Annotated in this window: 11 protein-coding genes; 5 read left to right on the forward strand and 6 right to left on the reverse strand. The window is 62.0% G+C overall.

What is annotated here, in order from left to right; translation table 11 throughout:
- On the forward strand, window positions 1-476 hold a 476-nt coding region (locus VDP82_RS06780), incomplete at its 5' end, for a sodium-independent anion transporter (RefSeq protein WP_323014091.1).
- Here VDP82_RS06780 and VDP82_RS06785 read toward each other — a convergent pair.
- The 3 genes from VDP82_RS06785 to VDP82_RS06795 form a co-directional block, all read right to left on the reverse strand.
- Complete coding sequence (locus tag VDP82_RS06785) at window positions 406-1,434, reverse strand: hypothetical protein (RefSeq protein WP_323014092.1); 1,029 nt, start codon at window positions 1,432-1,434, stop codon at window positions 406-408. The two genes, VDP82_RS06780 and VDP82_RS06785, sit on opposite strands and share 71 nt — an antisense overlap.
- Complete coding sequence (locus VDP82_RS06790) at window positions 1,431-3,275, reverse strand: glycoside hydrolase family 2 protein (protein ID WP_323014093.1); 1,845 nt, start codon at window positions 3,273-3,275, stop codon at window positions 1,431-1,433. The genes VDP82_RS06785 and VDP82_RS06790 overlap by 4 nt, the downstream gene beginning before the upstream one ends.
- A gap of 113 nt (window positions 3,276-3,388) precedes the next feature.
- Window positions 3,389-4,906: an alpha-N-arabinofuranosidase gene (locus VDP82_RS06795; protein ID WP_323014094.1), complete on the reverse strand. Its 1,518-nt coding sequence runs from the start codon at window positions 4,904-4,906 to the stop codon at window positions 3,389-3,391.
- A 418-nt stretch (window positions 4,907-5,324) separates the two neighbouring features.
- On the opposite strand from VDP82_RS06795, the gene VDP82_RS06800 reads away from it, so the two are divergent.
- From VDP82_RS06800 to VDP82_RS06815, 4 genes are all read left to right on the forward strand, one after another.
- On the forward strand, window positions 5,325-6,605 hold the full coding sequence (locus VDP82_RS06800; protein ID WP_323014101.1) for an extracellular solute-binding protein: 1,281 nt from the start codon (window positions 5,325-5,327) through the stop codon (window positions 6,603-6,605).
- Window positions 6,606-6,678: 73 nt separating this feature from the next.
- Window positions 6,679-7,602 carry a sugar ABC transporter permease gene (locus VDP82_RS06805; RefSeq protein WP_323014095.1) on the forward strand — a complete coding sequence of 308 codons (924 nt, stop codon included), beginning with the start codon at window positions 6,679-6,681 and terminating at the stop codon, window positions 7,600-7,602.
- A 59-nt stretch (window positions 7,603-7,661) separates the two neighbouring features.
- Window positions 7,662-8,489, forward strand: coding sequence for a carbohydrate ABC transporter permease (locus VDP82_RS06810; RefSeq protein WP_416347087.1), 828 nt, complete (start codon window positions 7,662-7,664; stop codon window positions 8,487-8,489).
- Between the two features lie 28 nt (window positions 8,490-8,517).
- Window positions 8,518-9,600 carry an ABC transporter ATP-binding protein gene (locus VDP82_RS06815; RefSeq protein ID WP_323014097.1) on the forward strand — a complete coding sequence of 361 codons (1,083 nt, stop codon included), beginning with the start codon at window positions 8,518-8,520 and terminating at the stop codon, window positions 9,598-9,600.
- 132 nt (window positions 9,601-9,732) lie between these two features.
- Here VDP82_RS06815 and VDP82_RS06820 read toward each other — a convergent pair whose 3' ends face one another.
- The 3 genes from VDP82_RS06820 to VDP82_RS06830 all read right to left on the reverse strand — a co-directional run bounded on the left by VDP82_RS06820 (window position 9,733) and on the right by VDP82_RS06830 (window position 11,873).
- Window positions 9,733-10,662 carry an ArsR/SmtB family transcription factor gene (locus VDP82_RS06820; protein ID WP_323014098.1) on the reverse strand — a complete coding sequence of 310 codons (930 nt, stop codon included), beginning with the start codon at window positions 10,660-10,662 and terminating at the stop codon, window positions 9,733-9,735.
- A gap of 156 nt (window positions 10,663-10,818) precedes the next feature.
- The gene (locus tag VDP82_RS06825; RefSeq protein WP_323014099.1) at window positions 10,819-11,595 is read right to left on the reverse strand and encodes a TIM barrel protein; all 777 of its coding nucleotides are present in this window, start codon (window positions 11,593-11,595) and stop codon (window positions 10,819-10,821) included.
- Window positions 11,592-11,873: a hypothetical protein gene (locus VDP82_RS06830; RefSeq protein ID WP_323014100.1), complete on the reverse strand. Its 282-nt coding sequence runs from the start codon at window positions 11,871-11,873 to the stop codon at window positions 11,592-11,594. Before VDP82_RS06830 ends, VDP82_RS06825 begins: the two co-directional genes overlap by 4 nt.
- Between the last annotated feature and the right edge of the window lie 305 nt (window positions 11,874-12,178).

Raw genomic sequence — 12,178 nt, forward strand, 5'->3', positions numbered from 1 at the left:
GCACCAGCAAGCCGCATGTCGCCATTGTCGGCCAGGTGCCGGGCACCGAGCATTATCGCAATATCGCGCGCCATGCGGTGCTCACGCATCCCGAGATCGTCTCCATTCGTATCGACGAGAGCCTCTATTTCGCCAATTCGCGGTTTCTCGAAGACACTATCGCCGCCCAGGTCGCCGAGCGGCCGGCGCTCAAGCATGTCGTGCTGATGTGCTCGGCGGTCAACGCCATCGACGCCTCGGCGCTGGAAAGCCTGGAGGAGATCAACCGGCGGCTCGCCGATATCAGTGTAGGCTTCCATCTTTCCGAGGTGAAGGGGCCGGTGATGGATCGGCTCAAGGACACGGAATTCCTCAAGCATCTGCATGGCCGGATTTTCCTGAGCCAGCACGAGGCGGTAGCCGGCCTCAAGGAGCAGTGCGCAGCACAGGACGACGCTGATCGAGCAGGGCGGCCCAAAGCGTCGTTGCCGCAATGATGGCAATGATGAGGGCCAGCGGCGCCCAGCCTTTTCCCAGACTGAAGCCGAAGAGAAAGCGCAGGCTGAAAATAACGAGGTTGGAGACCAGCAGCGCCGCCAGCACGTGCCGGCCGGTGGCGAGCAGCACGAGCGGCAGGGGAACGCTACGTGCCAGCCAGCGGGTGAAGCTGAAATAGACCAGCAAGGCCAGCGCCGGCCCGGCGATCCAGAGTGCAGCTGGCGGAAAGCGCTCGGGCCCATTGCCGGTCTGGATGAGAAAAAACACGCAGGCACCGGTGGCAAGGCAGGTGAGGGCCCAATCGAGCAGCGCGGGATAGGTCCGGTTGCGAGCAAAAAAAATGCCGATCAGGAACCAGGGCAGGTAGGGCAGGAGGGGAAAGCTGGCGAAATTTTCCGTGCCGACCAAGGTCGCGAGAAGCGGAATATCGAGGCTGACGACGATATTGGTGGCCAGAAGGCACAGGATGACGGCGGGCACCAGCAGATACCAGCGACTGGCCAATGCGATCAGCCAGGGTCGGGCGAGGGCGATGACGGCGTAAAGCACCGCGAAGCTGGCCAGAAATTCACTCCAGCCATAGAGGCGGCTCAGCGTCAGCACGTTCCACAGCTCGGGTAGCAGGGGCTTTTTGTCGACCAGCAGGATGAAGGCGATCTCCGAGGACCAGGTGGCCAGGAGCAGCATGGCGACCGGCTTGAGGCGCAGTGCCCAGCTTTTGGGCCCGCTGCGCGAAAGGCCTAGGCCGAGGCCGAAGGCGAAGAGAAAACCGGAAAAGGTGATGAAATTGACCGTTTCGCTGACGATCGCCGCCGGCAGGGAGGGCCGGAAGACCAGGAGCTGGATGCAATGGGCGGCGATCATGCCGCAGACGAGCAGGGTCTTGAACAGGTCCAGATCGGCGGCCCTTGGCGGGACGCCGACCTGGCCGATGGGAGCGGATGCTCCGCCGCTCACGTCACCTGGCCGAAATTGACCCGCAGCGCCTTCTGGCGGGCAATGTCGAGCGCTTCGGTGGGCACGGCCTTGCTGGGGCGCATGATGATGTCCCGTATGGCCTCCACCGGCAGCTTGGGCTTGCGGTTCTCGTCATAGAGCCCGTTGGTTTCCTGCTGGGTATCGGTGAGTTGGGTGTAGCAATAGCCTGCGATGTCGGGACTGTCGTAGATGGCGTCGAACAGGGCCTTCATCATGGCCAGATAGTCTTCGTCGGTCTGCGCGGTAGCGTAGCCGAACCAGGTGTCCCCGGTTTCGGGATGGCGTGAGAGGCCGCCGAATTCGGTGAGCATGAAGGGCTGGTCCCGCTGGTCCTCGGGTCGCAGCAGCAGGCGTCGGCGGGCCGGGCGCATCTCGCCCAGCGAGATGTCTATGGCCTCCAGCGTGCCGTAGCGGTCCACGAGCTGTTCCTTGTGCTGGGTATAGTCGTGCACCCCTATGATATCGGAGATCGTGTGCTCCCAGCCATCGTTGGAAATTACCGGGCGGGTAGGATCGATCGCCTTGGTGAGGTGATAGAGCGAGGTGGCGAAATCCTGCTGGTCCTGGCGCTGGGCGATGTCGGTGACACCCCAGCTTTCATTGATCGGCACCCAGGTGACGATGCAGGGATGGCTGCGGTCGCGCTTAACCGCACTCAGCCACTCGCGGGTCAGCCGGTCGGCGGCCAGAGCGTTGTATTCATAGGCATTGGCGATTTCTCCCCACACCATCAGTCCCAGATGGTCGGCCCAATAGAGAAAGCGGGGATCCTCGATCTTCTGGTGGATGCGCACGGCGTTGAAGCCGAGCGCCTTGATGAGTTCGACCTCCTGCTTGAGCGCATCGGCGCTGGGAGCGGTCAGGTGCGATTTGGGATAAAAGCCCTGTTCGAGCACGGAGCGCACGAAGATCGGCTTGTCGTTGAGCAGGAACCGCCCATTGCCAATGCCCACGCTTCTGAGCCCGAAATAGCTCTTTATGGTGTCTATTGTCTGGCTCGCGCCATCGAGCAGGCTGGCGGCGACCTCGATGAGGTTGGGGTTGTCCGGCACCCAATAGAGGTGGCCGCGATGAACCCCGTTCTGGGCGGCGGGAATCATCACCACGGTTTCGAAGCGATCGCCTGAAATAGCGATGCGCTGCTGGGCGAGGCGCTCGCCTTTCAGGGTAAGCGCAATGTCGAAAAAGCCTTCGAGCTTGCGGTTGAGGATCGCCTCGACTTTGACGCTGCCGGTGACGATATCGGGGGTGAGCTGGAAGTCGTCGATATAGATGTCGGGCACCGGCTCGAGCCAAACGGCCTGCCAGATGCCCGAAGTGCGATCATACCAGATGTCGTGAGGTTCTGGCCGCCAGTCCTGCTTGCCACGCGGCTGGGTGACGTCGAGCGGCTGATCCTCGGCGCGTACGACGACCACCTGCTCGCCGCTGGAGGCGAGGCTCGAGGTGATGTCGGCAAAAAAGGGCGTGTGGCCGCCTTCATGGGTGGCCACGAGGTCGCCATTGACCCAGACGCTGGCGCGATAGTCGACGGCGCCGAAATGCAGCAAAAGCCGAGTGCCGGCCGGAGCGGAGGCGGAGAAGCTGCGCCGATACCAGAGCACCGGATGATAGGCGGTGTCGCCAATGCCCGACATTTCGCTTTCGGGCGGGAAGGGCACGGTGATGGTCCGGTCGAAGCGTTCGGCATCGGCCTGCCAGCGCTGGTCCAGCCCCTTGTCGGCATCGTCATAGGCGAATTGCCATTGCCCGTTGAGATCGATCCATTCTTCGCGCGTGACGCGCGGGCGCGGATGCAGCCCATTGCCATTGTCAGCCATTCAATCCTCCATCGGCGCATCCGAACCGCGCCGGAAACAAGATCGGGACCGGGTGTGCGGGGAGGCGTGCCACCCGGTCCCGCCGGCCCCTATCGGTCGGGGGCCTTCCAGGCTCAGCCGAGCTGAACCCGGATCATCTGATACGAATAGGCCGGCAGCTTGCCGGTCAGCGTGCCGCCATCGACGCCGATGCCGCTGCCGGCGCGGGGGGCGACGGCGTTGGGATTGGCCAGCGTATTGGCGATCTTGAGATCGGCATGGGTGACGACCTGATGGTCGATTATCCGCGCCGCGCCGCCAAAGCCCTTGAGGTCGATGGACAGCTCAAGCTCTTCGCTGCCATGGCGGTTGATGGCGAAGAAGGTGAGCGTGTTGGCCTGCTTGTCGTGCACGCCTGAAATATCGAGATAGGGCACGTTGTCGGCCACGTCGGCATCATAGCCCGGGCTGTCGACCCCCAGCTTGAGCGCCGTTCCGCGCCCGAAAATCGAGGCGAAGTAATACGGATAGTAGATGGTCTGCTTCCAGGCGGCGCCGCCCGGCTCGGTCATGATCGGCGCGATGACGTTGACGAGCTGGGCGATGCAGGCGATGCGCACCACATCCGAGCGGCGGATAAAGGTGTTGAGAATGCAGCCGACCTGCAGCACGTCCTCGAAATTGTAGGCGTCTTCGAGCAGGCGCGGCGCGTGCGGCCAGCCGCTATTGCCTTCGAGCACGGCGCGGTCGGCGGCGTTGGAATGATACCAGACATTCCATTCGTCGAAGGAGATGGTGACGCGCTTTTTCGAGCGCTTCTTGGCCTTGACGAAATCGATGGTGGAGGCGACGGCACCGATATAGGCGTCGAGCTTCTCGCTCAGCGCCAGGTAGTTGGCGGTGTTGTTGTTGCGGTTGGCGAAATACATGTGCAGCGAGATGTGGTCCACCGACTCATAGGTATGCTCCAGCACCACGCGCTCCCATTCGGGATAGGTCGGCATATCGGCATTGGACGAGCCGCAGACCACCAGTTCCAGCGATTTATCGAAGGCGCGCAGGGTCTTGGCCGTTTCGGCAGCGAGGCGCCCATATTCGTCGGCGGTCTTGTGACCAACCTGCCAGGGGCCGTCCATCTCGTTGCCCAGGCACCAGAGCCGGACGTCGAAGGGATCGGCGCGACCATTCTTCTTGCGCAGGTCTCCCCAATAGGAGCCTGTGGGTCCATTGACATACTCGACGAAATTGCGGGCGTCATCGAGCCCGCGCGAGCCCAGATTGATGGCCAGCATGGGCTCGGTGCCGACGGTCTGGCACCAGTCGTAGAATTCGTGAACGCCCACGGCATTGCTGTCCGAAGTATGCCAGGCCAGGTCCAGCCTGGTGGGGCGTTGCTCGCGCGGCCCCACGCCATCTTCCCAATTATAGGCGGAGACGAAATTGCCGCCCGGATAGCGGACATAGGGAATTTTCAGGTCGCGTACGAGCTGGGCGACGTCGCCGCGCATGCCGTTCTTGTCGGCGGTGGGATGGTCGGGCTCGTAGATCCCGGTGTAGATGGCGCGGCCCAGATGCTCGAGGAAAGCGCTGTAAAGGCGGTCATCAATGTCCGAGATGGTGAAGTCGCGGTGCGCTGTGACGCTCGCACGCATTCTAAAATCCTCCTATTGAACCCAATTTTTGGGTTTATATCAGAAATTTTGCATATTGGAGCCGGAATCCGGGGCGGGCGTCAAGCGGCATTCTGCGCGCCGTCCCCTGTTTCCAATAGTGACCCGTGAGGCCTTCCGGTAGGGTGCGGAGGCGAGGTCGGAAGGCAAAAACACCAGAAAATGTCGCAATTCCTGACCCTTTGCGACGTAAGTCATTGATCGGGTGGCCTGTGGCTTTCTTCGTATCGGCATAGTTGAAAGAGTCGCGATGTGCACCAATCTACCTGATCTTAATTTCCGGTATTGATCGTACTTTATGATTTGCTATGGTCGGACCTGTAGGTTGGAGGAACCGAGCAGCCATCGGCCATGGAGCACAGACGCTGCCGGTAGGTTCATTGGGAGGATATTTATCGTGATCCGTAATCTCGTTGGAGCCGCGCTGTTGAGCACGGCGCTGCTGGGGACATCGGTCGGTGGCGCACTGGCGCAGGAAACCGTCGTCTGGTGGGACTTCCTGAGCGGCGGCGATGGCGTTCGCATGAAGACGCTGCTCGACAAGTTCGCCGAGGAAAACCCCGATATCAAGATCGAGGCGACGACCCTGGAGTGGGGAACGCCTTTCTACACCAAGTTGCAGACATCGGCCGCCATCGGGGAGGGGCCCGATATCTCGACCTACCACCTGTCGCGCATTCCGTTGGGCGTGGAAACCGGTACGCTCAGCGCGATTTCCGCCGACGAGATGGCAGCGGCGGGCATTAGTGCCGCCGATTTCGAAGATGCCAACTTCAAGGCGGCCCAGGTCGATGGCGCCCAATATGCCGTGCCCTTCGATATCCATTCCGTGGTTCTCTACTACAACAAGACGGCTCTGGAAGCGGCTGGCCTGATCGGTGAAAACGGCCTGCCGACCGGGCTCGATGGGGTAGATAATTTCAAGGCGGCGCTAGAAAAGCTCAAGGCCAACGGCTCCGACTACGGTATTTCCATCCATACGGCGGCCGGTGACAGCCAGTGGCGCATCTTCTATTCGCTGTTTGGCCAGCAGGATGGCCAGTTCCTCGATGATAATGGCGAATTTCTCTCCGGGGATAATCTCGACAAGGCCGTGAAGGCCACTTCGGTCGTGGCCGACTGGGTGGCGAGCGGGCTGGCCCCGCAATCGGTGGACTATCCGGCCTCCATTGCCCTTTTCACCGGCGGCAAGGCGCCGCTGCACATCAATGGCGTCTGGGAAGTGCCGACCATGGCGGATCTGGCCGCCAAGGGCGAACTGGGCTTCGAATGGGGCGCGATCCAGCTTCCCACCTTCTTCGACCACCCGGCCACCTGGGCCGATTCGCATGCCTTCGTCATTCCCAACCGCGTCGGCAACGAAGTCTCGCCCGAAAAGCGCGCCGCCGTGCTCAAGGTCATCCACTGGATGAACGAGAACTCGACCTTCTGGGCCACCGCTGGTCACATCCCGGCCTATCGTCCGGCTCGCGACAATGACGAGTTCCGCAACATGCAGCCCAACGCGGTCTATTCCTCGCTGGCCGAAACCGCGGTCTTCGACCCGGTCTCGCCGCTGGCCGGCGTCGCCTCGCCGCTCTACGATGCCGCCGGCAATTACCTGATGCCGGCCGTCAATGGCGAGATCGATCCGCAGACCGCCATGGAAGAAATGCGCGACGACCTGAACGGCCAGCGCTGATCCTTCCCGCGATATCGTGGCTGGCGCCTTTGGGCGCCGGCCATTCCACCAAAGCTCTGGAGGAGGGAGCGACGTGGCAGATATTCAAGCCGCAGCCGGCCAGCCGGCCCGCCGCAAGCGCAGCCGCTACAACCGGTCCGAAGTCGGTGTCGCCCTGCTCCTGGTTGCGCCCTTCGTCGTGGTCTATGGGCTGCTCTTCGTCTGGCCGACCTTGCAGATGATCTGGCTGAGCTTCCACAAAGCGCCCCTGATCGGGGCGGGAGAATGGATCGGGCTCGACAATTATTTCCGCCTGTTCGGCGACCGGCTTTTCGGCGTCGCTTTCTGGAACACCGCCTATTTCGTGCTTCTCAGCGTCATCCCCTCCACGCTTCTGGGCCTGGCCATCGCGCTGGGGGTCAACCGGCTCAAGGGCTGGGCGCAATCGCTGGTGCTGGCCTGTTTCTTCATCCCCTATATCCTGCCGGTCTCGGTGGTCTACCGCATCTGGGGCTGGATGTTCGACAGCCAGTTCGGCATCCTGCAATATCCCATCTCATGGCTGACGGGGGGCAATATCTCGGTGTTCCGCACCCTGCCGCTGTTCATGCCCAGCGTTGCCTTCATTACAATCTGGTGGCTGGTGGGCTTCAACGTGCTGCTGTTCGTGGCCGGCCTGCGCAATATCTCCTCGGAAATCTACGAGGCGGCCCAGCTCGACGGCGCCACGCGCTGGCAGCAATTCCGCCGCATCACCTGGCCGCTGATCTGGCCGGTGACGGTGCTGGTGCTGACCATCCAGCTGATCCTGCAATTCAAGATCTTCGACCAGATCTATCTGTTCGGACAAGGTGGCCGGACCGACGCCACCATGGGCATGGTGCAGCTGATCTTCCGCAATGCCTTCCAGAAAAACCAGGGCGGTTATGGCGCGACCGTGGCGGTGGTGCTGTTTGCCATCATCGTCATCTTCTCCGTCCTGCAATATCAGCTGCTTCGCGCCCGAGGTGAGAAATGACCGCCATTCCCCTTGCCGAAGATGGCGTCGTCACGCTCTCGCCCCGGCGCCGCCGGCTCATCAAGACGCTCGATATCGCCGGCCTCATCGCCACCATCGTTACCCTGATCGGCGCCATCATCTGGGCCTTCCCGCTCTATTGGACGCTGGTCACCACCTTCAAGGTGGAAAACGACGTCGTGCAGCCCGGGATCGACCTGTGGCCGCGCCGCTTCACGCTCGATGCCTATACCCATGTGCTGTTCAACACCAAGATCGGCGCCTGGTACATCAACTCGCTGGTCACCTCGCTGGGCACCACGGTGCTCGTCATCATCATGAGCGCGGCGGCGGGCTATGCCATCAGTCAGCTCGATTTTCCGGGGCGGCGGATATTGTGGTGGCTGATCCTGGCCAGTTTCATGGTGCCCATCCCGGCGCTGATCATCAATCACTACGTGCTGATGGCGCAGTTCAAGCTCATCAATACCTGGATCGGGGTGATCCTGCCGCAGCTCATCGCGCCGGTCACGGTCATTATCTACAAGCAGTTCTTCGACAGCGTGCCCAAGGAATTTCGCGAGGCCGCCAAGATCGATGGCGCTACCGAGCTGCAATTGTTCTTCCGGCTCTATTTGCCGATGAACTGGGGCATCACCACGGCCCTGGCCATCATCACCTTCATCGGCGCCTGGAACAATTTCCTCTGGCCGTTCCTGGCTGTCACCAACGAGCAGATGATGAACATCACCATCGGCATCACCCAGGTCTATGATGCGTTCGGGGTGAAATATGCCCGCGACCTGGCTACCGCCATGCTGGCGGCGCTGCCGGTGGCCATCGTCTACCTCATTTTCCAGCGCCGTGTGACGCAGGCCATCATGCTGACGGCCGGCATCAAGGGCTGAGCTTCCTCAAAGAGAATCGGGACTATCCATGGGCACCGTCGATCTTCAGCATGTCACCAAGCGATATGGCAGCGTCCAGGTCATCACCGACCTGTCGCTGCGTATCGATGAGGGATCCTTCACCGCCCTGCTCGGGCCTTCGGGCTGCGGCAAATCCACCCTGCTGCGCATGATCGCGGGGCTGGAGGAGATCACCGAGGGGGCCTGCTATATCGATGGCGAGGATGTGACCGATGTGCCGCCGGCCAAGCGCGGCACGGCCATGGTGTTCCAGTCCTATGCGCTCTATCCGCACCTGACCGTGCGGCAGAACATCGCCTTTTCGCTGTCGCTGGCGCGGGCGCCCAAGGCGGTGCAGGACGAAAAGGTGGCGACGGTGGCGCGCATGCTGCAACTCGAGCCGCTGCTCGATCGCCGTCCCGCCCAGCTTTCGGGTGGCCAGCGCCAGCGCGTCGCCATCGGCCGGGCGCTGGTGCGCGAGCCCCGGGTGTTCCTGTTCGATGAGCCGCTTTCCAATCTCGACGCCATGTTGCGCGTGCAGATGCGGCTGGAGCTGGCAAAGCTCCACCAGGACGTCAAGACCACCATGATCTATGTGACGCACGACCAGGTGGAGGCCATGACGCTGGCCGACAAGATCGTGGTGCTGGACAAGGGCAATATCTCCCAGGTCGGCTCGCCGCTGGAGCTTTACAATCGCCCTGCCAACAAGTTCGTCGCCGCCTTTATCGGCTCGCCGGCGATGAATTTCTTCACCGCCACCATCGCCGGACGCGATGGCGAGACCTACCGGCTGGCCCTGCCGGGCGGACGCAATGTCACCATCGCATCGCGGGGTGGGGCGGCGCCGGCGTCCGACAGGGTCGAGGTCGGCGTGCGGCCCGAGCATATCCGGCTAGGCCCGGCGGGGGCAGCGGATACATCCTTTGAGGGGACGGTCGGCATTGTCGAGCAATTGGGCAATTCGACCCTGCTCTATGTCGACACGCCGGCCGGCCAGCTCATCGTCGAGGGTGAGGGCAACCTGGATGCCAGGCCCGGCCAGGCGGTGAGCCTGACGCTGGACGCGGCCCAGTCTCATCTGTTCGGGGCAGACGAGAAGGTGATCTGAGCGGCGGGGGCGATCGAAATCGAAACGCCTAAAGTGCGTCGCGATGCTTTAGGCCGGCCTGTTTCACATTAAGGTGCTGTTTTTGCACGTATTTTTATCCCGAAACCGGTTCCCCCTTTCGGGAGACATGCCCTAATCTTCCGTATGAATACGCAGGACGATATCCTGATCGTAATTGCCGAAGCCGCGGCCGAAGATGTTGATGCCGCCGGGATTTCGGGCGTTTTCCTTCATGCCGATGCGCAGGCGGATGGAATGGTGGTTGGGCACGTCGAGATCCTTGAGTGCCACCGGGGAAATCTTGACGCCGTCGACATAGGTGCCGTCGCGCGCCACGCGCCAGGTCTTGAGCATGCCATACTGGCTGCCGCGCAGCGTCCACCAGTCGGGGGTATAGACGCCGCGCTGGTCGCCGAAATCGCCGGGGCTGGTCCAGGTGCCGACATCCTGCTGGTTGACCCAGATGGTAATGTCGCTGGGCCAGTCGGTCGCCGTGCCCGGAACCTCCGAGGACAGCTCGAGGGAAAATTCCAGCGCCTCGATATTGGTCTTGGAGAGGCGGGCATTGTTGGGAAACTGATATTCGACGAAGCCGCGGGTGAACCACATGAGGCCTGCGCGCATGCGCGCCGGATCGAGAAAGGCGTCGGGCACGTCGAGCAGGCCGATAATGCCCTCGGTGGAGCAGAGCCCGCAGGGGCCGCTGACCTCGCAACTGGTGTAAAGCCCCACCGGCATGGCCACTTCGATGATGTTGGCGCGGGTGGCCGACACCTCTTCCTTGAACATGACCAGCACTTCTTCGTAGACCGCATGGCAGATTTTCTGGTTGCCCTTGCGCGCCTTCTGCGTCTCGGTGCGGATCAGGCCGGCTTCCTCGAGGATTTGCAGATTGGTCGAAACGGTCGATTGCGGCAGCGCCAGCAGATCGGCGATGTCGTTGACATTGAGCCCGCCCCGCTGATGCAGCGATTTGAGGATCTTGATGCGGACCGGCGAGGCGAGGCCCCGCAGCACGTCGGGCCGCTCCTCGGGATCGACGACCAGAAAATTCCGGCTCATGCGGCTAAACGCTGAATGCGCCCCCAACAGGTTTCAACTTCACAACAACGATGATTTTTCAGCACCAAGCGTCGCCGGCTCCATTCTAGCGTGAAGCTGTCGCAAGGAGGATAAAAATCTCGTTTTAGCTGCGGGTTTCGGGGGGAAACGGGCTTTTCAGCGGCGGGGGGCGGCGAGGCGCGCGCGAATGAGGGGAAGGGCAGGGGCGGTGGCGCCGATCGGGCGGTATTCGAGGCCCACCGGGCCGGCATAGCCCTGGGCATAAAGCCAGGCGAGGCGCGGGCCGAGGTCGATTTCACCGGTGCCCGGATCGTTGCGGCCGGGGTGGTCGGCGACATGGGCATGAACAACGTGATGCACCCGGCCTTCCAGCACGTCCTCGATGCGCTCGCCCATGACGTAGGAGTGATAATGATCGTAGGTGATGCCGATTTCGGGCCGGGCGACAGCTTCGACGATGTCGAGGGCTTCGCTTGTGGAGGCCAGATAATAATCGGGATGGTCGATATGGGTGTTGAGCGGCTCGACGCCGAGGCGGATGCCGGTGCCGGCGAGCCGGTCGGCGGCGGCGCCCAGGCAATCGACGAGGGCGGCACGCTGGTCAGAGCGGCTGAGGCCGGGGATATCGTGGCCGGCCTGGGCGATGAGGGCGCGCGCACCCAGCCAGCGCGCCGTGGTGATGGAGCGCTCCAAACCCTCAAGGAAAGCGGCGTGATTGGCCGCATCGGTGAGGGCCACCATGGGCTCGGCGACAAAGCCGGTGAGCAACAGTCCGGTCTCGTCCAGCGCCGCCTTGACGGCGGGGATATCCTTGTTGGTCCACAGCCAGAATTCCACCGCATCGAGCCCGGCCACATGGGCAAGGCGGATGCGCTCGGCGACATCGTCGGTGGCGTCGGCGAAGAGCCATTCGATACAGGCGGAAAATTTCATGACCGGCTGCGCGCGCCAAACCGGCCCGATAGAATATTCATACCCACCAGCGACTCCCCAAAGCCTGTTTGCGCGCCCGACATTGCCATGAAAACGGCATATGTCATCGCTGACATACGGGTATCGCTAGCATCGGGCCTGAAAGCTGTCAAATCGCATCCGTTCGACATCTTGAGTTGTTTTGAAAATAAGCGCCGGTCTTTTGTTGTCCGCCAGTTTTGCTTTGGCGAGGTAAAATCGGGGCGATGAAAACACCATTTCGAGATGAATTTTCTCACGAACGGGCGCCGCGGGGATAAAAGTGAGGGCGGTCGGGCATAAACCGGCACCGGCTTGCATCCTAACCTGATTGTGCTAGGCAGGATTTCCAAAGGCCGCGCGGCAGGGGAGCGGCCGCCCGTCGCCCCTTTTCTCGCCCAAAGCCAATCGATGATAAAGCGCTTCTTTTCCTATTATGCGCCCTATAAGGGCCTGTTCGTGCTCGATTTCGGCTGCGCCATCGTCGCCGGCCTGCTGGAACTCGCCTTCCCCATGGCGGTGGCCTATTTCATCGACCAGCTTTTGCCCCGCTCGGAATTCGGCT

The organism is Devosia sp. (genome assembly GCF_034675085.1).
Lineage (GTDB): Bacteria > Pseudomonadota > Alphaproteobacteria > Rhizobiales > Devosiaceae > Devosia.